The 22,452-nt window shown below is 70.7% G+C and carries 20 protein-coding genes; 12 read left to right on the top strand and 8 right to left on the bottom strand.

Going from position 1 to position 22,452, the window contains the following annotated elements:
• Nucleotides 1-19 precede the first annotated feature (19 nt).
• From Acor_RS16425 to Acor_RS16400, 6 genes are read right to left on the bottom strand one after another with little or no spacing between them, the layout of a single operon-like run.
• Nucleotides 20-688 (bottom strand): response regulator, encoded by a 669-nt coding sequence (locus tag Acor_RS16425; RefSeq protein ID WP_155337528.1) that lies wholly within the window; start codon nucleotides 686-688, stop codon nucleotides 20-22.
• Nucleotides 685-3,210, bottom strand: coding sequence for a DUF4118 domain-containing protein (locus tag Acor_RS16420; protein WP_155337615.1), 2,526 nt, complete (start codon nucleotides 3,208-3,210; stop codon nucleotides 685-687). Before Acor_RS16420 ends, Acor_RS16425 begins: the two co-directional genes overlap by 4 nt.
• 5 nt (nucleotides 3,211-3,215) lie before the next feature.
• Nucleotides 3,216-4,049, bottom strand: coding sequence for a potassium-transporting ATPase subunit C (locus Acor_RS16415; RefSeq protein ID WP_155337527.1), 834 nt, complete (start codon nucleotides 4,047-4,049; stop codon nucleotides 3,216-3,218).
• A complete protein-coding gene (gene kdpB, locus Acor_RS16410; RefSeq protein ID WP_155337526.1) occupies nucleotides 4,049-6,106 on the bottom strand; it encodes a potassium-transporting ATPase subunit KdpB in 2,058 nt (685 codons plus the stop codon). Before kdpB ends, Acor_RS16415 begins: the two co-directional genes overlap by 1 nt.
• Entirely contained in the window at nucleotides 6,106-7,740 is a 1,635-nt protein-coding gene (gene kdpA / locus Acor_RS16405) for a potassium-transporting ATPase subunit KdpA (protein ID WP_155337525.1), read from the bottom strand. The genes kdpB and kdpA overlap by 1 nt, the downstream gene beginning before the upstream one ends.
• A complete protein-coding gene (locus tag Acor_RS16400; protein ID WP_155337524.1) occupies nucleotides 7,741-7,830 on the bottom strand; it encodes a K(+)-transporting ATPase subunit F in 90 nt (29 codons plus the stop codon).
• A 203-nt stretch (nucleotides 7,831-8,033) separates the two neighbouring features.
• Here Acor_RS16400 and Acor_RS16395 point away from each other — a divergent pair, with 203 nt between their 5' ends.
• The 9 genes from Acor_RS16395 to Acor_RS16355 all read left to right on the top strand — a co-directional run bounded on the left by Acor_RS16395 (nucleotide 8,034) and on the right by Acor_RS16355 (nucleotide 17,018).
• On the top strand, nucleotides 8,034-8,513 hold the full coding sequence (locus tag Acor_RS16395) for an NUDIX domain-containing protein (RefSeq protein ID WP_246238684.1): 480 nt from the start codon (nucleotides 8,034-8,036) through the stop codon (nucleotides 8,511-8,513).
• A 71-nt stretch (nucleotides 8,514-8,584) separates the two neighbouring features.
• Nucleotides 8,585-9,034, top strand: coding sequence for a hypothetical protein (locus Acor_RS16390; protein WP_155337522.1), 450 nt, complete (start codon nucleotides 8,585-8,587; stop codon nucleotides 9,032-9,034).
• A 2-nt stretch (nucleotides 9,035-9,036) separates the two neighbouring features.
• Nucleotides 9,037-10,749, top strand: coding sequence for a cytochrome c oxidase assembly protein (locus Acor_RS16385; protein ID WP_155337521.1), 1,713 nt, complete (start codon nucleotides 9,037-9,039; stop codon nucleotides 10,747-10,749).
• Nucleotides 10,750-10,924: 175 nt separating this feature from the next.
• Nucleotides 10,925-11,914, top strand: a complete 990-nt coding sequence (locus Acor_RS16380; RefSeq protein WP_422664813.1) for a hypothetical protein — start codon at nucleotides 10,925-10,927, stop codon at nucleotides 11,912-11,914.
• Nucleotides 11,915-12,403: 489 nt separating this feature from the next.
• Nucleotides 12,404-12,865 (top strand): hypothetical protein, encoded by a 462-nt coding sequence (locus Acor_RS16375; protein WP_155337519.1) that lies wholly within the window; start codon nucleotides 12,404-12,406, stop codon nucleotides 12,863-12,865.
• A gap of 8 nt (nucleotides 12,866-12,873) precedes the next feature.
• Nucleotides 12,874-13,818 (top strand): DNA polymerase domain-containing protein, encoded by a 945-nt coding sequence (locus tag Acor_RS16370; protein WP_155337518.1) that lies wholly within the window; start codon nucleotides 12,874-12,876, stop codon nucleotides 13,816-13,818.
• 100 nt (nucleotides 13,819-13,918) lie between these two features.
• A complete protein-coding gene (locus Acor_RS16365; protein WP_155337517.1) occupies nucleotides 13,919-14,932 on the top strand; it encodes a zinc-dependent alcohol dehydrogenase in 1,014 nt (337 codons plus the stop codon).
• Nucleotides 14,933-15,004: 72 nt separating this feature from the next.
• Nucleotides 15,005-16,363 carry a TrkH family potassium uptake protein gene (locus Acor_RS16360; protein ID WP_155337516.1) on the top strand — a complete coding sequence of 453 codons (1,359 nt, stop codon included), beginning with the start codon at nucleotides 15,005-15,007 and terminating at the stop codon, nucleotides 16,361-16,363.
• Entirely contained in the window at nucleotides 16,356-17,018 is a 663-nt protein-coding gene (locus Acor_RS16355; RefSeq protein WP_155337515.1) for a potassium channel family protein, read from the top strand. The genes Acor_RS16360 and Acor_RS16355 overlap by 8 nt, the downstream gene beginning before the upstream one ends.
• A 1-nt stretch (nucleotide 17,019) precedes the next feature.
• Here Acor_RS16355 and Acor_RS16350 read toward each other — a convergent pair whose 3' ends face one another.
• Nucleotides 17,020-17,664, bottom strand: a complete 645-nt coding sequence (locus Acor_RS16350; RefSeq protein ID WP_155337514.1) for a TetR/AcrR family transcriptional regulator — start codon at nucleotides 17,662-17,664, stop codon at nucleotides 17,020-17,022.
• 124 nt (nucleotides 17,665-17,788) lie between these two features.
• Between Acor_RS16350 and Acor_RS16345 the strand changes: the two genes are divergently transcribed.
• From Acor_RS16345 to Acor_RS16335, 3 genes are read left to right on the top strand one after another with little or no spacing between them, the layout of a single operon-like run.
• Entirely contained in the window at nucleotides 17,789-18,262 is a 474-nt protein-coding gene (locus Acor_RS16345; protein WP_174876157.1) for a 2Fe-2S iron-sulfur cluster-binding protein, read from the top strand.
• A complete protein-coding gene (locus tag Acor_RS16340) occupies nucleotides 18,259-19,251 on the top strand; it encodes an FAD binding domain-containing protein (protein WP_155337512.1) in 993 nt (330 codons plus the stop codon). Before Acor_RS16345 ends, Acor_RS16340 begins: the two co-directional genes overlap by 4 nt.
• Nucleotides 19,248-21,500 carry a xanthine dehydrogenase family protein molybdopterin-binding subunit gene (locus Acor_RS16335; RefSeq protein WP_155337511.1) on the top strand — a complete coding sequence of 751 codons (2,253 nt, stop codon included), beginning with the start codon at nucleotides 19,248-19,250 and terminating at the stop codon, nucleotides 21,498-21,500. Before Acor_RS16340 ends, Acor_RS16335 begins: the two co-directional genes overlap by 4 nt.
• On the opposite strand, the gene Acor_RS16330 is transcribed toward Acor_RS16335, so the two are convergent.
• Complete coding sequence (locus Acor_RS16330; RefSeq protein WP_174876153.1) at nucleotides 21,495-22,376, bottom strand: DMT family transporter; 882 nt, start codon at nucleotides 22,374-22,376, stop codon at nucleotides 21,495-21,497. The genes Acor_RS16335 and Acor_RS16330 overlap by 6 nt on opposite strands.
• Nucleotides 22,377-22,452: the final 76 nt, after the last annotated feature.

Here is a 22,452-nt window from a genome sequence, read left to right as displayed (position 1 = left end):
CGCGAACCGGCACGCCCCCTCAGGGCAGGTAGCGGTAGCCCATGCCGAGTTCGGTGATCAGGTGCACCGGGTGGGCGGGGTCGCGTTCGAGCTTGCGGCGCAGCTGCACCATGTACTGCCGCAGGTAGTGGGTCTCCTTCAGGTACTTCTCGCCCCAGACCTCGGTGAGCAGCTGGCGCTGGCTGACCAGACGGCCGGGGTTGCGGAGCAGGATTTCGAGGATGTGCCATTCGGTGGGCGTGAGCCGTACCCCGCCGGAGACGGTCTTGGCGGTCAGGTCGACGGTGTGGTCGCCGAGCTGGACCGAGGCGAGGTCTGCCTGCTGGACGCGGGTTCTGCGGGTGACCGCGCGGACCCGGGCCAGGAGTTCCTCGATGTTGAACGGCTTGGTGACGTAGTCGTCGGCGCCGGCGTCCAGGGCCTCGATCTTGTCCTGGTTGCCGGCCCGGCCGGACAGCACCACGATCGGGACCTCGGTCCAGCCGCGCAGGCCGTGGATCACGTCCACGCCGTCCAGGTCGGGCAGGCCGAGGTCGAGCAGGACCAGGTCGGGGTGCCACTGGGCGGCCTCGCGCAGGGCGGCGGCGCCGTCGGCGGCCAGGGCGACCTCGTAGTGGCGGGCGACCAGGTTGATCCGGAGCGCGCGGAGGATCTGGGGTTCGTCGTCGACGACCAGGATGCGGGTCACGGGGTCGCCATCGGCATGGTCAGGATCATCGTGAGCCCTCCGCCCGGAGTCTCGTCGGGGGTCAGTTCGCCGCCCATGGCCTGGGTCAGGCCGCGGGACAGGGCCAGGCCGAGGCCGACCCCGCTGTGGTTGTCGCGGTCGCCGATCCGCTGGAACGGCAGGAAGACCCGCTCGTGCGCGTCGGGCGGCAGGCCGGGCCCCCGGTCGATGACGCGGATCTCCACCTGTTCGCCGTGTGAGCTGGCCGTGACCAGGACCTTGGCGTCCGGCGGGCTGAACCGGACCGCGTTGGTGATCAGGTTGACCAGCACCCGTTCGATCAGGCCGGGGTCGGCCATGATCTCCGGCAGGTCGAACGAGACGTCCGCCTCCACCCGCTCGCGCAGCGGCCCCAGATCGTCGACGGCACGCGGCACCGCGTCCTCCAAAGCCACCCGTTGCAGCACCACGCCCAGCACCCCGGCCTGCAAGCGGCTCATGTCGAGCAGGTTGGCGATCAGCCGGTCCAGCTTGGCGAGCGACTCGTCCGCGGTGGCCAGCAGTTCCGCGCGGTCCTGCGGCGACCAGTCGATCCCGGTGTTGCCCAGGCTCTCCACGGCCGCCTTCGCGGAGGCCAGCGGCGTGCGCAGGTCGTGGCTGACGGCGGCCAGCAGCGCGGTACGCATCCGGTCGGCCTCGGCCAGCGGCTTGGCCCGTTCGGCCTGCTCGGTCAGCCGCTGCTGCCGGAGCGCGACGGCGGCCTCGGCCGCGAACGCCTCCAGGATGCGCCGGTCGGCGGCGTCCAGCAGCCGGCCCCGCGCGGCCAGCACCAGGTCCTCGTCGATCGTCACATCGGTCTCGGCCAGCGCCGGGCAGGTGGCCGGCTCACCGCCCGAGGTCGCCACGATCCGCCAGGCGGCCGGGTCGCCCTGGTCGTCGGGGGCGATCGCCGCCCCGCGTTCCAGCAGGGTCACCGAGGTCAGGCCGAACATCTCGCGGAGCCGTCCGAGCAGCGAGGGCAGTGCCGCCTCACCGCGCAGCACGTAACCGGCCAGCGCCGACAGGGCCTCGGCGTCGGCGCTGGCTCGGGCCGCCTCTCTGGTACGGCGAGCCGCGACGTCCACCACCATGCTGACCATGATCGCCACCAGCACGTACACGGACAGGGCGAGCAGGTTCTCCGGATCGGCGATGGTGAGCCGGTTGGTCGGCGGCGTGAAGAAGTAGTTGAGCAGCAGGAAGCCGAGGACCGCGGCCGTCACCGCCGGCCACATCCCGCCGACCAGCGCGACCGCCACCACCAGCAGCAGGAACAGCAGGATCTCGCTCGGCAGCGCCAGCGTCTCCCGGAACGGGAACAGCACGGCGCTGAGCAGGGGCAGGCCGAGCAGGGCCAGCACCCAGCCGCCGATCCGGCGCGCCCGGGTCAGCGCCGCCCGCTGCCGCGCGCCCGACCTGCCCTGCCTGGCGTGCGGATGGGTGACCATGTGCACGTCGATGGTGCCGGACCGCGAGGTGGTCTCCATGCCGACGCCGCGCGAGAACAGCTGGGCGAACCGGCCCCGCCGGGACGCGCCGAGCACCAGCTGGGTCGCGTTCACGCCACCGGCGAAGTCGAGCAGCGCGCCGGGCACATCGTCGCCGACGACCTGGTGATAGGTGCCGCCGACGCTCTCCACCAGGGTGCGCTGCCGGACCAGGGTGGCCAGGTCGGCGTCGGCCAGGCCGTCGGCCCGGGTGACGTGCACGGCGAGCAGGTCGGCGCCCTTGGAACGGTCGGCGATCCTGGCCGCCCTGCGGATGAGCACCTCTCCTTCCGGGCCGCCGGTGAGGGCGACGACGACGCGTTCGCGGGCTTCCCAGGTTCCGGCGATGCCGTGTTCTGCGCGGTAGCGGTCGAGTTGTTCGTCGACTTTTCCGGCGACCCAGAGCAGGGCGAGTTCCCGCAACGCGGTCAGATTGCCGACCCTGAAATAGTTCGACAGGGCGGCGTCGACCTTCTCGGGGGCGTACACGTTGCCGTGGGCCATCCGGCGGCGCAGCGCCTCGGGGGCCATGTCGACGAGTTCGACCTGGTCGGCGCGGCGGACGACCTCGTCGGGTACAGTCTCCCGCTGCGGTACGCCGGTGATGGCCTGGACGACGTCGTTGATGGACTCCAGGTGCTGGATGTTGACCGTGGAGATGACGTCGATGCCGGCTTCGAGGAGTTCCTCGATGTCCTGCCAGCGCTTCACGTTGCGGGAGCCTGGGACGTTGGTGTGGGCCAGTTCGTCGATCAGGGCGATCTTGGGGGCGCGGCGGATGACCGCGTCCACGTCGAGTTCGGTGAAGGCCGCGCCGCGGTGGATCATGTCGCGGCGCGGGATGATCTCCAGTCCGTCGAGCAGCGCGGCCGTGCGCGGGCGGTCGTGGGTTTCGACCAGGCCGACCACCACGTCGCGGCCGCGTTCGACGCCGCGGCGGCCCTCGTCGAGCATCGCGTAGGTCTTGCCGACTCCGGGTGCGGAGCCGAGGTAGACGCGCAGGCGGCCACGGATCATGGTGCTCATCTGGCCTGGTCGAGGGCCAGGTTGAGGGGGAGGACTTGGACGGCGGGCTCGCCGATGAAGCCGAAGGTGCGGCCGGTGGTGTGGTCCTGGATGAGGGCGTGGACGCGGTCGAGGGGGAGGCCGCGTTCGCGGGCGATCCGGGGGGCCTGGAGGCGGGCGTATTCGACGGATATATCGGGATCTAGGCTGGAGCCGCTGGCGGTGACCGCGTCCGGGGGGACGGCGGGGTTGCGGATGTCGCCGCGGACGGGGACCGTGCGGCCGGCCGCGTAGTCCTCGCCCGGCCGGGCGCACTCCACCACCATGCCCTGATATTTCGGGATAAAGGGGGTGGTGGGGCAGGGTTGGTTGACGCTCACCACCCGGTTGGGGAAGACCTTGAGCACCGCACCCACCCCCTCGCTCGTGCAGTAGGGCCGCGCGCCTGAGACACCCTCCAGCTCCCCTGCGGAACGGCTCCTGGCGCAGACCTGGGTGAGCAGGCTTTTTGTGCCGGTTTTTCCTGGTGCGGGAAGGGTGTCCACTACGTCCTCAGGTCCCAGGTTACTGGCCGTCGTGGACAGCATGTCGTAGGCGTCCGCCGATGGGCGGCTCTGGAAGTACCCCGGGATCGGCTTGCCGTCCGGGCCGGTGAACAGCTGACCTACGAGCGCGCTCCCCACGGTCCTGCCGTTCTTCTCGACGAGAGATCCGTTCGCCTGCCGGGGGAACAGGACCTGGGCGACGCCCATCACGACCAGCGGATAGAGCACCCCGGTGATCAGGGTCAGCACCGCGACCGCCCGGACGGCGGCCAGATGCGTACGAACCCAGCGTGGCAGGCGTTTCATCACGAGATCCCCGGAAGGTGCTGCACAAAGAGGTCGATGATCTTGATGCCGACGAACGGGGCGACAACCCCGCCCAGGCCGTACCGGTAGAGGTTGCGGGCGAGCAGGTCGGCGGCGCTGGACGGGCGGTAGCGCACGCCGCGCAGAGCGAGCGGGATCAGCAACACGATGATGATCGCGTTGAAGATCACCGCGGCCAGGATCGCGGACTGCGGGCTGGCCAGGCGCATGACGTTGAGCGCGTCCAGCCCCGGATAGACCGCCGCGAAGATGGCCGGAATGATCGCGAAATACTTGGCGATGTCGTTGGCGATCGAGAACGTGGTCAGCGCACCCCTGGTGATCAGCAACTGCTTCCCGATCTCGACGATCTCGATCAGCTTGGTCGGGTTGGAGTCCAGGTCGACCATGTTGCCGGCCTCCTTCGCGGCCGACGTGCCGGTGTTCATCGCCACCCCCACGTCGGCCTGAGCCAGCGCGGGCGCGTCATTGGTGCCGTCGCCGGTCATCGCGACCAGCCGCCCGCCCTCCTGCTCCTTCTTGATCAGCTTGAGCTTGTCCTCCGGCGTGGCCTCGGCCAGGAAGTCGTCCACCCCGGCCTCGTCGGCGATGGCCTTGGCGGTCAGCGGATTGTCACCGGTGATCATGATGGTCCTGATGCCCATCCGGCGCATCTCAGCGAATCGTTCCCGCATGCCCTGCTTGACGACGTCCTTCAGATGGATGACACCGAGCACGCGGGAGGTCCCGCCGACGCGTTCGCCGACGACCAGGGGCGTGCCGCCGGACGCGGAGATCCCGTCCACCAGTTCCTTGATCTGCTCACCGGGATGCCCGCCGTGCTGGCGCACCCAGCTCATCACGGCCGACGCCGCGCCTTTCCGGATCTGCCGGTCGGGAACGTCCACGCCCGACATCCGGGTCTGCGCGGTGAACGGCGCCCAGTGCGCCCCGGTGATCTTACGTTCGCGCAGGCCGAAGCCCTCCTTCGCGAACACCACGATCGATCGGCCCTCCGGGGTGTCGTCGGCGAGGCTGGCCAGCTGGGCGGCGGCGGCCAGCTCGTCCGGCGAGACGCCGGTGGCGGGGACGAAGGCGGCGGCCTGCCGGTTGCCCAGGGTGATGGTGCCGGTCTTGTCCAGCAGCAGGGTGCTGACGTCGCCGGCCGCCTCGACCGCGCGGCCGGACAGGGCCAGCACGTTGCGCTGCACCAGCCGGTCCATGCCGGCGATGCCGATCGCCGACAGCAGCGCGCCGATCGTGGTCGGGATCAGGCAGACCAGCAGCGAGATCAGCACCACGCCGCTGACCCCGTCCGCGGTCAGCGCCAGCGAGTCGGGTACGCCGGGATTGACCCTCTTGGCGTAGATAGCCATCGGCTGCATGGTGACCGTGGCCACCAGGAAGATCAGCGTCAGCGCGGCCAGCAGGATGTTGAGCGCGATCTCGTTCGGCGTCTTCTGCCGGTCGGCCCCCTCGACCAGGGCGATCATCCGGTCGATGAAGCTCTCCCCCGGCTTCTGGGTGATCCGGACCACGATCCGGTCGGAGAGCACCTTGGTGCCGCCGGTGACGGCGGACCTGTCGCCGCCGGACTCGCGGATGACCGGCGCGGACTCGCCGGTGATGGCCGACTCGTCCACGCTGGCGATGCCTTCCACGATGTCGCCGTCGCCGGGGATGATCTCCCCCGCCTCGACCACCACCAGGTCGCCCGGGCGCAGGTCGGCGGCGTTGATCACGGCTTCCGACTCGTGCATGCGGGCGGTGGTGTCGCGTTTGGCGGCGCGCAGGCTGGCGGCCTGGGCCTTGCCCCGGCCCTCGGCGACCGCCTCGGCCAGGTTGGCGAACAGCGCGGTCAGCCAGAGCCAGGCGGTGATCGCCCAGGCGAAGAAGGACGGCTCCAGGATGGCCAGGACGGTGGTGGCGACCGCGCCGATCTCGACGATGAACATCACCGGGTTGCGCCAGAGCGTCAGCGGGTTGAGCTTCTTGGCCGCGTCCGGGAGGGATGAGAGCAGTTGGCGGGGGTCTAGCAGGCCGCCGGGGGGACTCATCAGTGGATTCCTTCGGCGAGTGGGCCGAGTGCCAGGGCGGGCAGGAAGGTGAGCGCGACCAGGATCACGGTGATGCCGACGACCATGCCGACGAACTGCGGGCGGTGGGTGGGCAGGGTGCCCGCCGAAGCCGGGACGGGTTTCTGGGCGGCCAGGGAACCGGCCAGGGCGAGCACGAAGATGATCGGCAGGAATCGGCCGAAGGCCATGCAGAGGCCGAGGGCGACCTCGTACCAGGGGGTGTCGGCGGTGATGCCGGCGAAGGCGGAGCCGTTGTTGTTGGCGGCGCTGGTGAAGGCGTAGAGGATCTCGGAGAAGCCGTGCGGGCCGGTGTTGTGCATGGCGGCCAGGCCGGATCGGTTGGCCATCGCGAGGCCGGTGCCGGTGAGCACCAGGACGGGGGTGACCAGGAAGTAGAGGGAGGCCAGTTTGATCTCCCGGGCGCTGATGCGTTTGCCCAGGTATTCGGGGGTTCGTCCGACCATCAGGCCGGCGATGAAGACGGTGAGGATGGCGAGGATGAGCATGCCGTACAGGCCGGAGCCGGTGCCGCCGGGGGCGACCTCGCCGAGCATCATGTTGAGCAGCGTCATCATGCCGCCGAGCGGGGTGAAGGAGTCGTGGGCGGAGTTGGTCGCGCCGGTGGAGGTGAGCGTGGTCGCCGCCGCAAAAGTGGCCGAGTCGGATACGCCGAACCTGACCTCCTTGCCTTCCATGGCCGCGCCGACCGCGTGCGGGACGGTGGCGTCGCCGCTGAGTTCGAAGACGTTGGTGAGGATGACGCTGAGCAGGGCCAGGGTGGCCATCACCGCGACGATCGCGTGACCCTGGCGGGGCTGGCCGACCATCCGGCCGAAGGTGCGCGGGAACGAGAACGGGATCAGCAGTAGCAGGAAGATCTCGAACCAGTTCGTCCCCGGCCCCGGGTTCTCGAACGGGTGGGCCGAGTTGGTGTTGTAGAAGCCGCCGCCGTTGGTGCCGAGTTCCTTGATGGCCTCCTGGCCGGCGATCGGGCCGCCGGTCAGGTGCTGGGTGCCGCCGGCGATGGTGGCGACCTCGTGCGGTGCGGTGAAGTTCTGCACCACGCCGGCGGCCGCCAGGATCAGCGCGCCGACGAAGGCGATGGGCAGCAGGATCCGTACGGTCCCCCGGATCAGGTCCGCCCAGAAGTTGCCGACGGTGTCGCTGCCGCGCCGGGTGAAACCGCGGACCAGGGCCACCGCGACCGCCATGCCGACCGCCGCGGAGACGAAGTTCTGCACCGCCAGGGCGGACATCTGGACCAGGTGGCCCATGGTGTTCTCGCCGGCGTAGGACTGCCAGTTGGTGTTGGTGACGAAGCTGATCGCGGTGTTCCAGGCGACGGGGGCGGGGACGGCGTCGAAACCGAGGGACAGGATCAGCCAGTTCTGCAGACGCTGCAGGCCGTACACGACCAGGACCGAGACGAGCGCGAAGGCGAGCACCGCGCGGGCGTACACCGGCCACGGCTGTTCGGTGTCCGGCCGCACGCCGAGCAGGCGGTAGAGCGCCCGCTCCCGGCCGGGCGGGCCGGTGTAGACGCGGTACATGTAGTCGCCCAGCGGCCGGTGGACCAGGACGAGCGCGACGACGAGCGAGGCGAGGACGAGCATCTAGAACCGCTCGGGGAAGAGCAGCGCGACCACCATGAAGATCACCAGCAGGATGGCGCCGCCCAGTCCGGCGGCGTTCACGGCGCTCACAGCCGCTCCACCGCTGTCACCACGAACCCGAGGATCACGAAGATCGCGACGGTCAGGGCGAGGAAGATCACGTCGGCCATCCCCGGTCCTTTGCTAGGTCAGATCATGTACTCGACCAGCAAAGACGGTGAATCAGGCGGGACCGCTCATCTTGACGCGCACCATACCGCTTCCCCTCAAGTCTTGACGCTACCCTGCTCTCCGTGAACACCCACTGCTCCTATTGCGGTACGGCATTCGCGCCGGACCAGCCCTGGCCGAGGGCCTGCGCCGACTGCGGCAACACGAGCTACCGCAACCCACTTCCGGTCGCGGTCATCCTGCTCCCGGTGGACGAGGGCCTGCTCGTGCAGCGGCGCGACATCGAGCCGCGCCGGGGCGAGCTGGCCCTGCCCGGCGGGTTCATCGAAGTGGGCGAATCCTGGCAGGAAGCGGCGGTCCGGGAGCTCCGCGAGGAGACCGGCGTGCGCACCGACGTGGCCGGGGTGCGCCTGTTCGACGCGCTGAGCGCCCCCGACGGAACCGTGCTGATCTTCGGGCTGGCCGCGTGGACGCCCTCCACCGCGCTGCCGCCGGTCGCCGCCACCGCCGAGGCGACCGAGTTCCTGGTCATCGACCAGGCCCAGGAGCTGGCGTTCCCGCTGCACACGCAGGTGGTGGCGCGCTACTTCAACGGCGGGTGAACGCCAGGCGCTGACGGGCCGTACCTTCCAGCGCGGGGCCCGAACGCTGTCCCGCGCAGGGAAGTGATCTCATGACGGTTCTTCGCCAGGTGGTCGGCCGGCTGGCCTGGACGGTGGCGCTGGTGGGCTCGGTGCCCTTGATCGCCGGATCCCTCAGCGGGAACAGCAGCGCCACCGCCCAGTTACCCGCCGGGCCGCACCAGCACCACCAGGCGGCGCCCGCCGGCGGCCCCGCCACGCTGGAGGAGCTGGCCGGCAAGGTCGGCTGCACGCTGTCCATCCAGGGCAAGGGCAAGGACATGCGGCAGGGCTCGTGCGCCGGCGCCGGCAGCCCGCTGACCATGGTCTCGTTCGACACCGACGGCGGCCAGCAGGACTGGCTGACGGCGGCGGAAGCCTACGGCGGGACCTACCTGATCGGCGCCCGATGGGTGGTGGTCGGCCTGCCCGAGATGGTGGAACCGCTCGAAGCCAAACTCGGCGGCCGGGTGGAGAACACCGACCACGGCGGGCATTCCTGACGATGAGGGCTCGACTGGTCGGATTCGGCGTGCTGTTCGCCGGATTCGGGGTGCTGCTGATCGCCTTCTGGTTCGGCGGGGACCGGGACCTCCCGGCCATCCGCGGGCTGCCGTCGCCGGGGCCGCTGACCTCGTGGGGACTGCCGGTGGTGCGGCTGCTGCACGACCTGTGCGCGGTGGCCACCACCGGATCGCTACTGGCCGCGGTGCTGCTCGGCCAGGACGGGCGTTCGATCATGCGCCGCGCGGTGCCGCGCTGGGCGCTGGCCTGGGCGGCGACCGCGGCCGTGACCGTGCTGCTGACCCTGTCCGACTTCGTCGGGGTGCCGATCGGCGAGGCGCTCAGGTCGGGCGCGCTGTCCACGTTCGTGCTCTACGTCCCGCAGGGCCTGGCGTTCCTGACCGTGTACGGCCTGACCCTGGCGATCACCCTGCTCACCTTCCTGCGCGCCAAGCCGAGGTTCCTGCTCGGGCTCGCGCTGCTGGCGCTGCTGCCGCCCGCCTACGCCGGGCATTCCGCGTCGGCCAACGACCACGACTTCGCCATCTCCAGCCTGATGCTGCACCTGGCGGCCGTCACCCTGTGGGTGGGCGGCCTGTTCGGGCTGCTGGTGTTCCTGCGCAGAGCCGACCGGCCGCTCGCGGCGGTGCGCAGGTTCAGCACTATCGCGCTCTGCTGCTACGGCGCGGTGGCGATCTCCGGCGCGGTGAACGCGTGGGTCCGGCTCGGGTCGGTGTCCCAGCTGTTCGGGTCGCGGTACGGGCTGCTGGTGCTGGGCAAGGTGGTCGCGCTGGTCGTGCTCGGGTTCTTCGGGTGGCGGCATCGGCGCTCGACCATCGCGGCGATGGAGGCCGGGGCGCGGGCGCCGTTCCTGCGGCTGGCCGGCGGTGAACTGGTGCTGATGGCGGCCGGGATGGGGCTGGCGGTCGCGCTGTCGCGGACGCCTCCGCCGCCGGGCGGCGACTCCACGCACGCGGTGCTCGGGTTCGATCTGGCGCCGTTCGCGGCCGGGCGGCTGGTGACCGAGATGCGGCTGGATCCGTTGCTGCTGCTGGTCGTGGTGGCGGCCGGGATCGCGTATCTGGCCGGGGTGCGGCGGATGGGGTCGTGGCCGCGCTGGCGGACGGTCGCGTGGTTCGCCGGGCTGCTCGTCATCGCGTACGGGATGGTGGGGGGCGTCGGGGTGTACGCGCGGGCCATCTTCTCGGTGCACATGGTGCAGTACGCGCTGATCGGGACGGTCGGGCCGGTGCTGCTCGCGCTGGGGGCGCCGCTCGCGCTGATGCCGTATCGGCGGGTCAGTCCGGTGGTCGCGGCGGTCGCGTATGTGGCGCCGTTTCCGCTGCTCTTCCTAACGCCGTTGTACGAAATTTCGCAATCTGTGCTGGCGGTTCGGCTGGTGGTGGTGCTCTATCTGGTCGCCGCCGGCGTGGTGTTCTTCGTCGTGGTCCGGCCGTGGGCGGCGGTGGCGGTGGTCGGCGCGGTCCAGGCGGCGCTGGCCGTACAGCTGCTGGCCGGGGGGATCCAAGGGCGGGCCTGGTTCCCGGGGCTCGAACTCGACTGGCTGCCCTCGGCGGCGGCCGACCAGCGGCTCGGGCTGCTGCTCCATGCCGGGCTCGCGCTGGTCGCCCTGCTGACCCTCACCCAGCGCCCCGCCAAGGAGGCGCCCGTCCCCGAGCCGGAGATCCGGGCCGTGCACGCCATCGTCAATTAGTCATTTTCCGGCTAAGTGCCGGAGCGCCCCCCGAGATAGGCCAGGCGCGGCTTCTTACGCTCGTCCAGACATGTCCACATCTCTGGCCTCGGGGGCGTTGAGTTGCGAACCTTCAGCAATCTAGTGGGGTACACCGGGACGGTGACCCATTCTGTCGCTTAGCCGCCCCTTGCTTGTGCTGCTGGTGGCCGTCGGAGCCCTGTGCGTCAGCCCGGCCTGGGCTGAACAGGGCTCCGACCCCGGCCTGATCGGCATTCGGCTGATGGACGCGCCGGCCACCCGGCGCGGCGATCCGCGGGCGCGGATCTACATCGTCGACCACCTGTCGCCGGGCAGCACGATCCGCCGCCGGGTCCAGCTCACCAGCACCTCCGCGCACCCGCAGCGGCTCCAGCTCTACCCGGGCGCGGCCGACGTGCGCAAACACCGCTTCGTCTTCGCGCCCGACCGGGCCGGGAACGAACTCACCAAGTGGGTCAAGTTCGACAGGTCGACGGTCGAACTGCCGGCCCACGGCAGCGCGATCGTCAAGGCCACCATCAAGGTCCCGCGCACGGCCTGGCGGGGCGAACGGTACGGCGTGCTGTGGGCGGAGGCGGAACCCGCCGCCGGCCGCGGCAACGTCAAAATCGTCAACCGCGTCGGAGTCCGGATGTATCTGGACATCGGGGCGGGCGGCGAGCCGCCGACGGACTTCCGGATCGAACAGCTGATCGCGATGCGCGGCGTGGACGGGCGTCCACAGTTCCGGGCGGTGGTCCACAACAGCGGCCAGCGCGCGGTGGACATGTCCGGCACGCTCCGGCTGACGGAGGGTCCTGGCGGCCTGAGCGCGGGCCCGTTCCAGGTCGACCAGGGCATCTCCCTCCCGCCCGGCGGGCGGGGGCGCGTCGTGGTTCCGCTGGACACGCGCCTGCCGGACGGGCCGTGGCGGGCCTCCCTCTCGCTGGCCAGCGGCAGCACGCAGCGCAGCGCCGACGACACGATCACCTTCCCCAAGGCGGGCGAGGCTCCGGTGGTGAAGCTGACCGGCATCCTCGGCACGTCCGTGGCCATGACCCCACGCAACGGCGCGCTGGCCGCCGGGGGTGTCGCGGTGGTGCTGATGGTGGGCTTCGCCGTGTTCCGTCGCTTCCGCGCGAACAGATTCCGCGCGAACAAATAGCGGATCCCGGACGGATTCCGTCCGGGACCCGCACGTGCCCCAATCACCCTCGATCTCCGCGGGAACTCCATGAAGCCACCTTTGGCGCTCGCCGTCCTCCTGTTCGCAGGGGCGTTCATGAGCGCGCTCCTCCCGTCGCAGCCGATGCGACTCGCCGCCGCCGAGGATCTGACCATCCCGGCGTCGCCAGCGCCCACCGAAAAGCCTTCCGAAAAGCACTCCGAGAAGCTTTCTGAAAAGCCCTCCGAAAAGCTCTCGCCGCCCGAGAAGCCCCTGCCACCCGAGAAGCCCCTGCCACCCGAAAGGCCCTCGGCGCCGGAAGAACCCACGCAGTACCTGTCGCCGTCGCCGCTGCCGTCGCCGTCCCCATCCGCTTCGCCGCCCCCGCCGTCGCCGCCACCGCCGCCCGCCGCGTCCCCGTCGCCCGTGCCGTCGCCGACACCTTCGCCGTCGCCGTCGGTCTCGCGGTCGGCCTTTCCCGCTCCGTGGGTGACGCGGAAGCCGAGGCGGCTGAAACGCGCCGGCACGCTGTCGGTCAGCGCGCCCGGCACCGTGCAGCTGGGCGGCGGCACGGCCGGCCAGACCGTGACCGCCCAGCTCGGGCCGGTCCTCGTGGAGGACACCAGGGGCGCGCTCGCCGCGGCCTGGGTCGCGCAGGCCACGGCGACCGACTTCAAGACCGGCGCGGGCACGGCGGCCGAGACGAGCCTGAAGCCCCGGCTCTCCTACTGGTCCGGCCCGGCCACGCGGACGACCGGCACCGGCGTCTTCACCCCCGGCCAGCTCACCGCCCTGCTGGCGGCCCCGATGAGGAGCACCGTCACCGCGTTCACGCGCACCCTCGGCGCAGGCAACGACACAGCCCGGTGGAATCCGCACATTGTGGTCAACCTGCCTTCCGGCGCGGTCGCCGGGACTTACACCGGAAAGATCACACACTCGGTGGCATAGTGGACAGGGTGACCAGCGATGAGACGCGGGACGGGGTGTCGCTGACCAACCTCGATCAGCCGCTGTTCGACGGATCGAACGCGACGAAACGGGATCTGGTCGACTACCTGGACGCCGTACACGACCGGATCATCCCCGCCCTGCGGGCCCGTCCGCTGTCCGTGATCCGGGTACGGCCCGGCCAGCCCCCGTTCATGCAGAAGAACCTGCCCAAATACACCCCGTCCTGGGTGAAGACCGCCCAGGTCTGGGCGGAAGCCTCCCACCGGGAGATCTCCTACGCCCTCTGCGACGACCGCCAGACCCTGCTCTGGTTCGGCAACCAGCGCGCGGTCGAATACCACCCGGCCCTCATCCGGGACACCCACTTCACCCACCTGATCCTCGACCTGGACCCCCCGGAGGGCGAGTCGTTCCCGCTGGTCGTCCAAGCCGCCCGCCTGGTACGGCAAGCTCTGGACGACTCCGGCCTCTCCGGCGCGGTGAAGACCAGCGGCGCGAAGGGCGTGCACATCTTCATCCCGGTCGTCCCCGGCATCCCGATGGAGGACCTGGCCGCCGCCACCCGCGCCCTGGCCGCCCGCGCCGAACGGGTGGACCCCGAACTGGCCACGACCGCGTTCATCCGCGAGGACCGCGCCGGCAAAGTGTTCCTGGACTCCACCCGAGCGGGCGGCGCGACCGTGGTGGCCGCCTACAGCCCCCGCATCCGACCCGGCACCCCCGTGTCGTTCCCGGTGTCCTGGGATGACCTGGACCGAATCGTCCCTGCGGACTTCACCATCCACACCGCACCGGGCCTACTCGGCGACAGCGATCCCTGGGCTGACCGCATGCCAGAACCGCAGGAACTCCCGGCAGACCTGATCGAGGAAGGCCACACCATCCCGGTCGCCCGAGTCCAGGCCATGCACGAGGGCAAACGCCGCGCCAAGGCACGCCGCGAGAGCTAGCCGGAGCCGCGCAATTCGGCCATTCGGCGCCCAACTATCAGTTTGATGATCAAACGTATACGGTACACGTGTGCCCCAGATCATCCACAGTTCGCGGTAAATGCGAGCCTTCGTCATCACCGGACCGCGTACCGCCGAGGTCCAGCAGGTCGAGCCCCCCGTCCCCGGCCACGGCGACGTGATCGTGGACGTCGAGCGGGCCGGTGTGTGCGGGACCGACGCCGAGTTCTTCTCGGGTGAGATGGCCTACACCCATTCGGGGCATGCGCCGTACCCGATGCGGATCGGCCACGAGTGGATGGGCGTGGTCTCCGCCGTCGGCGACGAGGTGGATCCCGGCTGGATCGGCCGGCGGGTGACCGGCGACACCATGCTCGGCTGCCGCCGCTGCGACCGTTGCGCCTCGGGCCGCCAGTACCTGTGCGCCGACCGGTACGAGATCGGCATCCGCGGCGGCTGGCCCGGCGCGCTGGCCGAACAGCTCCCGGTTCCGGCCGTCGCCCTGCACCCGCTGCCGGACACCGTCGACGCCGTCCAGGGCGCGATGGTCGAGCCGGGCGGCAACGCCCTGCGCGCCGTCCGGGCCGCCCAGGTGGTCGCGGGGGAACGGGTTCTGGTCCTCGGCCCCGGCACGATCGGCCTGCTCACCGCCCAGATCGCCGCCGCCCGCGGGATCGAGGTCCACCTGCTCGGCCGCGACCTGCCCTCCCTCGACTTCGCCCGCTCTCTCGGCTTCACTCACGTCTGGACCGCCGACACCCTGCCCGCCCTCCGCTGGGACGCCGTCATCGACGCCGCCACCGCGGAACACCTGCCCGCCCTCGCCCTGGACCTGGTCGAACCCGGCCGCCGAGTGGTCTGCATCGGCATCTCCAGCGACCCCAGCCTGATCGACACCCGGACCGCCGTGCTCAAGGAGGTCACCGTCGCCGGCGTGCTCAGCGCCTCCGGCGGCCTGGCCGAAACCATCGACCTGTACGCCGCCGGCTCCGTCGACCCCCGCCCCCTGGTCGCCGCCACCCTCGGCCTGGACGAACTCGCCCCCGTCCTGTCCGGCGCCCGCCCCACCTCCTGGGGTCACGCCCCGAAAATCCACCTCGACCCCCGCCGGTAGCCATCAGCAAGGGTGACGAAGCAGCACACATGTGCTCTACCGTCTCTCTGTGAGTTGCAAGGGTCTTCGGTCGTGAAACGGGGCGGTTGGGGCTCCGTTCTGCTGGACCGGTTCCATCACCCGACGCAGGTGGTCGCCACCGGCTTCGGGGCTGTCATCCTGCTCGGGTCGGTGCTGCTCGCCCTGCCGATGGCCACCACCACGGGTGAATCGGCGGGCCTTGTGACGGCGATGTTCACCGCCACTTCGGCGGTCTGCGTCACCGGACTGGTGGTGGTGGACACCGCGACGCACTGGTCGCTGTTCGGCGAAGTGGTGATCGCCGGGCTGATCCAGGTGGGCGGGCTGGGCATCATGACCCTGGCCACCCTGTTCACCGTCCTGCTGTCCGGGCGGCTCGGCCTGCGCGCCAAGATCGCCCTGCAGACCGAGACCAAGTCGCTGAGCATTTCCGACGTGCGGCGGGTGGTCCGCAATGTGGTGCTCTTCGCGCTGGCCGGCGAGGCCATCACCACGGTCATCCTGACCGCCCGCTTCATGATCGGGTACGGCGAGCCCTTCGGCGAGGCCCTCTACCTGGGCGCCTTCCACGCCATCTCCGCCTTCAACAACGCCGGCTTCGCCCTCTGGCCGGACAATCTGATGGGCTTCGTGAACGACGCCTGGATCTGCCTGCCGATCGCCACCGCGGTCGTCGTCGGCGGCCTGGGCTTCCCGGTCGTGTTCGAGCTGGCCCGCTCGTGGCGGACGCCGCGCCGCTGGTCGGTGCTGACCCGGGTGACCGTCGGCGTGAGCATCATCCTGATCGCCGTCGGCACGCTCGTCTTCCTGGCCACCGAGTGGCACAACCCGCGGACCATGGGCCCGCTGGACGACGGCGGCAAGGTGATGGCCAGCTTCTTCGCGGCCGTGATGCCGCGCTCGGGCGGGTTCAACACGGTGGACATCGCCGCCCTGAATCCGTCCAGCATGCTCGTCATGGACGTGCTGATGTTCATCGGCGGCGGCAGCGCCAGCACCGCCGGCGGGATCAAGGTGACCACGTTCGGGCTGCTGGCCTTCATCATCTGGGCCGAGTTGCGCGGCGAGAACCGGGTCAACGTGGGGCATCGGCGGCTGCCCGAGGCCACCCAGCGGCAGGCGGTGACGATCACGCTGGTGTCGGTGGGGTTGGTGGCGGTTTCGACGTATGCGCTGCTGGTGCTCACGCCGTACAGTCTGGATCGGGTGCTGTTCGAAGCGATTTCGGCGTTCTCCACGAACGGGCTGTCCACCGGGGTCACCGTGGAGACCTCCCCGGCCGGGCACATTCTGCTGCTCATGCTGATGTTCGTGGGCCGGATCGGCCCGCTGACCCTGGGTTCCGCGCTCGCGCTCAAGGAGCGCACCCGCCGTTACGAGTTGCCCGAGGAGAGGGTCATCGTTGGTTGAGAAGTCGAGCGATCCCGTCGTCGTGATCGGTCTGGGGCGGTTCGGCACCGCGCTGGCGCTGGAGCTCACCCGGCGGGGCACCGAGGTGCTGGCCATCGACCGCCGGCCGAAGGTGGTGCAGGGGCTGGCCGGGCGGATCACCCAGATCGCCAGCGCGGACTCGACCGACCTGGAGGCGCTGCACCAGCTCGGCGTGTCCGACTTCTACCGGGCGGTGGTGGCGATCGGCGGCGACCTGGAGGCCAGCATCCTGACCACCTCGCTGCTGGTCGAACTGGAGATCAACGACATCTGGGCGAAGGCGGTCACCGTCCAGCACGGCCAGATCCTGCGCCGGATCGGCGCCCACCATGTCGTCTTCCCCGAACACGACATGGGCGAGCGGGTGGCCCACCTGGTCAGCGGCCGGATGCTGGACTTCATGCAGGTGGAGGAGGACTTCGCGCTGGCCAAGACGCACCCGCCGAAGGAGTACGTCGGGATGCCGCTGGGCAGCTCCAACCTGAGACGCAAGTACGGCGTCACGATCGTGGCCGTGAAGAGCCCGGGGGAGAAGTTCACCTACGCCACCGCCGACACCGAGCTCTCCTACGGCGACATCATCATCGTCTCCGGCCCCACAGAATCGCTGGAACGCTTCGCCGAACTGCCCTGACTCACCGCAGCGCGGGCAGGCCGATCGCGAGCGCGGCAAGGGTGCGCACCAGGGTGGGGATCATCCTGGGGCAGGCCGCGGCGAGCTCCGGCTCCTGGGCGTAGAGCTCGATCAGCACCGGCGACGGGTTGACCACCGGGTGCAGCGTTCCGGCCAGCGCGGCGGCGGCCATGACCAGTTCAACGCCCTCGCTCCCGGTCAGGCCGGGATGGGCCGCGCCCACCTCGGCCCCCAGCTCGGCGACGGCCTGAAGCATGACCTGCTTGAACGTCCGCGCGGCGGCCAGCGAGACATTGTGCTCCAGAGTGCCGGCGGTCTGACCGAGCAGGTCGCAGAAGAGACGGCGGGCGGCCAGGGTCTCGCTGAGCACCTGGATCGGGTCGCCGCCGGCCCGGAGCAGCGGGATCGCGGCGTCGGCCCACTCCCGCCAGGCATCGGCCGCCAGTTCGAGGTAGATCTCCTCGCGGGTCCCGAAATAGCGGATCACATTGGACTTGGCCAGCCCGACCGCGGCGGCCACACCGCCCAGACTCACCTGCTGGACGCCCACTTCCAGGGCGAGCTCGCGCGCGGCCCGGAGGATCGCCTCACGCCGGAGTTGCTTCTGCTCCGGCCGCCGAGCCCGGATGAATGTCACCTGTGCCATGTCCCCGCCAGCATACAGTCAATTAACAGAACACTGTTCTTTTGAATCTTGTTAAGAGAGCGGCGTTCCGTTAACGTGCGTCGAAGGGGGATTCGATCGGAGGAACCTCGTGGCCGACATCCGTATGCGAGTGAACGGCTCGATCGAGAAACTCGACGTGGAACCACGGGTGAGCCTGCTGGACGCGCTGCGCGAACACCTCGGGCTGACCGGCACCAAGAAGGGCTGCGACCAGGGCGCGTGCGGCGCGTGCACGGTGCTGGCCGACGGCGAGCGGATCGTGTCCTGCCTGGCGCTGGCCGTCCAGTACGCCGACCGCGACATCACCACCATCGAGGGCGTCACCAGCCCGCTCCAGCGCTCGTTCGTCCGCCACGACGGCTTCCAGTGCGGTTACTGCACTTCGGGCCAGATCTGTTCCGCCGTCGGCATGCTGACCGAGCACGCGGCCGGCGCGCCCAGCGCGGTGACCGGCGACCTGGCCACCATGGAGATCGAACTGACCGCCGAGGAGATCAGGGAGCGCATGAGCGGCAACCTGTGCCGCTGCGGCGCCTACAACGGAATCGTGGCCGCCATCGAGGAGGGCATCCGATGAAGGACTTCGCCTATGTCAGCGCCCCCGACGTCGCCACCGCCGTCCGCGCGATCACCGAACCCGGGGCCAAGTTCCTCGGCGGCGGCACCAACCTGGTCGACCTGATGCGGCAGAACGTCGAACGCCCCGACACCGTGGTCGACATCACCCGTCTCCCGCTGGACCGCGTCGAGGAACTCCCTGACGGCCGGATCCGGATCGGCGCGATGATGCGCAACAGCGCGCTCGCCGCGCACCGGCTGATCCGCACCCGCTACCCGATGCTCGCCCAGGCGCTCCTGGCCGGCGCGTCCGGCCAGCTCAGGAACATGGCCACGGTCGGCGGCAACGTGCTGCAGCGCACCCGCTGCCCCTACTTCGTGGATCTGGCCGCGCGCTGCAACAAGCGCGAGCCCGGCTCCGGCTGCGACGCGATCGGCGGTTTCAACCGGAACGCGGCCATCTTCGGCGCGTCGGAGAGCTGCGTCGCGACGCATCCGTCCGACATGTGCGTGGCACTGGCCGCGCTGGACGCGACGATCGAGCTGGAGAGCGTGCGCGGCGTGCGGCGGCTCCCCCTGGTCGGGTTCCACGCGCTGCCCGGGGACGCGCCGCAGCACGAGACCGCGATCGCGGCGGACGAGCTGATCACCGCGATCGAGCTGCCCGACCTGCCGGTCGCGGCCCGGTCCAGGTACCGCAAGGTGCGGGACCGCGCGTCGTACGCGTTCGCGCTGGTGAGCGTGGCCGCCGCGCTGGAGGTGCGGGACGGCGTGGTGACCGAGGCGCGGCTGGCGCTCGGCGGGGTGGCGTCGCGGCCGTGGCGGGCGCACGCGGCCGAACGGGCGCTGATGGGCGCGCCGGCGACGGAGGAGTCGTTCCGGCGGGCGGCGGACGCGGAGCTGGCGGGCGCGGTGGCGCAGTCCCAGAACGCTTTCAAGATCGAGCTGGCCAGGCGGGCGGTCACGGCGACGCTGCGGCAGCTGCACCTGCCGGGGGGTGCGGCATGAGGTATGTCGGGCAGCCGATCGACCGGCTCGACGGCGTCGCCAAGACCACGGGGGCGGCCCGGTTCTCGGCGGAGTATCCGTACCCCAATCTGGCTTATGCCGCGCTGGTGCACGCGACCATCGCCCGGGGCCGGATCACCAGGATCGACACGGGGACGGCGCGGAAGACGCCCGGCGTGCTGGCGGTGATCACCCATGGCAACGCGCCCGAGATGAAGCCCGCGCCGAAGCCGAACCAGTTCGACATGAGCACGCTCGCCGCCGCGACCTCGGTCAACTACCTGAACACCGACGAGGTGTACTGGAACGGGCAGCCGGTCGCGGTGGTCGTGGCGGAGACGCTGGACGTGGCGCGGGAGGCCGCGTACCTGATCGAGGTGGAGTACGCGGAGTATCCGGCCGCGGTGGACTTCGCCGCCGAGGAGGGCAACGCGCGGCCGCAGAAGTCGACCATGCTGTCGGAGGCCGACGGCCGGAAGGGCGATGCCGAGGCGGCCCTGGCGGACGCGCCGTTCGCGCTGGACCTGCGTTACACCACCGCCCAGGTCAACCACAACGCCATCGAACCCCACTCCACCACGGCCTACTGGGACGGCGACCACCTGATCCTGCACGAGGGCAGTCAGAACGTCGCCTGGGTGCGCGACCATCTGGCGATCCGGTTCGACCTGCCCAAGCAGAACGTCCGGGTGATCTCCCCGTTCGTCGGCGGCGCGTTCGGCGGCAAGTCGTTCGTGTGGCCGGGGACCGTGCTCACCGCGCTGGCCGCGAAGGTGACAGGGCGGCCGGTCAGGATGATGCTGACCAGGGAGGGCGTGTTCCGCACGGTCGGCGGGCGCACCCCGTCGATCCAGCGGGTGGCCATCGGCGCGCAGCTCGACGGCTCGATGACCGCGCTCATCCACACCAGCGTCTGCCAGGTCGGCCGGACCGGCGGCTGGAGCGAGCAGGTGACCTCGGTCTCCCGCCACCTGTACGACGCCGCCAACATCCAGGTCCAGCAGAACCTGGTCGGGATGGACCTGCTGGCCAACACGATCATGCGCGCTCCCGGCGAGTCGATCGGCTCGTTCGCGCTCGAAGCCACCGTGGACGAGCTCGCGTACGAGCTGGGCCTGGACCCGATCGAGCTGCGCGCCCGCAACGAGCCCGCCCGCAACCCGCTGGACGGCAAGGCGTTCTCGCACCGCCTGCTGATGGAGTGCTTCGAGGAGGGCGCCAAGGAGTTCGGCTGGGCCGGCCGCCCGCAGGAGCCCGGCTCGATGCGGGACGGCCGCTGGCTGATCGGCATGGGCGTGGCCGCCGCCTACCACCCGGCCTGGCGCTTCCCCGCCAACCTGACGGTACGCCTGTCGGACGACGGAACCGTCCTGATCCGGTGCGGCCTGCACGAGATGGGCATGGGCTCGGCCACGGCTGTTTCGCAGATCGCGGCCGACGCCCTGTGCGTCCCGATGGCGGCCGTCACGGTCGCGTACGGCGACACGGCCCTGCCCGACACGACCACCGCCGGCGCGTCCTCGCAGACCGCCAGCGTGACCGCCAGCCTGCTCGCCGCCTGCGCCAAACTGGACCGCGCCGTGTTCACGCTGGCCAGGAAGACCCCCGGTTCCCCGCTGCGCGGTCTGCGCCGGGCCGACGTGACGGCCAGGGACGGCGGCCTCTACAACGGCTCGCGTGGCGAGAGCTACCACGACATCCTGCGCCGCGCCGGCCGCGCGTCGGTCGAGGCCCGGGTCGGCGCGGACACCCGGCTCGGCGAGATCGCCGACCAGGTCAGGTCCATGTCCAAGTTCCTGCTGGACCGGCGGCGCTGGGTGAAGGCGGCCTGCGGCGCGCAGTTCTGCGAGGTCCTGGTTGACTCCGACACCGGCGAGACGCGGATCTCCCGCTGGCTCGGCGTCTTCGACGTCGGCCGGGTGGTCAACGCCAAGACCGCGGCCAGCCAGCTGCGCGGCGGGATCGTGATGGGCATCGGGCTGGCACTGACCGAGGAGACGCTGGTCGATCCGCGGAACGGCCGGATCGTGAACGCCAGCCTGTCGGAGTATCACGTGCCCGTGCACGCCGACATCCCGGTGATCGACGTGCGTTACCTGGACGATCCCGACCCGACGATGCCGCTGGGCGTGGTCGGCATCGGCGAGGTCGGCGTCACCGGGGTGGCGGGCGCGGTCGCGAACGCGGTCTTCCACGCCACCGGAAAGCGGATCAGGGACCTGCCGATCACGCTGGACAAGTTGCTATGACGGCCGCCTGCGGGCGATCGCGACGCCGACCAGGCAGAGCGCGCCCCCGGCCAGGGTGAGCCAGCCGGGCACTTCGGCGAGGAACACCCAGGCCATCAGCACGACCATGGCGGGCACCAGGTAGGTGGTCGCGCCGAGCTTGCCGGCGGTGGTCCTGGCCAGCGCGTACGCCCAGGTGGTGAAAGCCAGCGCCGTCGGGAACACGCCCAGGTAGAGCAGGTTGAGCGTGGCCGACAGCGGCGCGGTCGCGGCCTGCTCGACCAGCTGACCGGCGAACGGCAGGCAGACCACCGTCCCGATCACGCAGCCGAACGTGGTCACCTGCAGCGCGGACGCGTGCGCCAGCGCGGGCTTCTGCGCCACGACCGCGATCGCGTACGTCACGGCCGCCACCACGCAGAGCGCCACGCCGAGCACCGACGAGGACCCCCCGCCGGACATCGAGTAGCCGACCAGCAGCGCCCCGCCGAACGACACCGCCAGCCCGGCCAGCAGCGGGCGCGGGAAGCCCTCCTTGAGCACGAACCCGGACAGCAGCGCGATGATGATCGGCCCGATGTTGACCAGCATCGCCGCCGTGCCCGCGTCCACCTCCTGCTCCCCCCAGTTCAGGGCGACCATGTAGACCCCGAACCAGAGCACCCCCGCCACCCCGATCCCCGGCCAGGCCGCCCTCGGAGGCAGCCGTTCGCCGCGCAGCAGCAGAATGACCACGAGCGTGACGGAACCGGCCAGCAGCCGCCCCAGCGCGAGCGCGCCGGGCGAGTAGGACGCCACCGCGCTGCGGATGGACACGAAGGCCGAAGCCCACAACACCAGGGTGACTCCGGCGGCGGCGAGCGCCCGTCTGTCCACCATCGTCACGGTCTTGTTCATGGCCCTGACGATAGATGCCCGATATGTCGGTATGCACCGCAATTTTCGGACCACTAATTTGTGCGCACCTCCGCCA

It is taken from the genome of Acrocarpospora corrugata (assembly GCF_009687845.1).
In the GTDB taxonomy this organism is placed as follows: domain Bacteria; phylum Actinomycetota; class Actinomycetes; order Streptosporangiales; family Streptosporangiaceae; genus Acrocarpospora; species Acrocarpospora corrugata.
The sequence above is the reverse complement of the archived record's forward strand: the minus strand, read 5'-3'. Positions and strand labels throughout refer to the sequence as shown.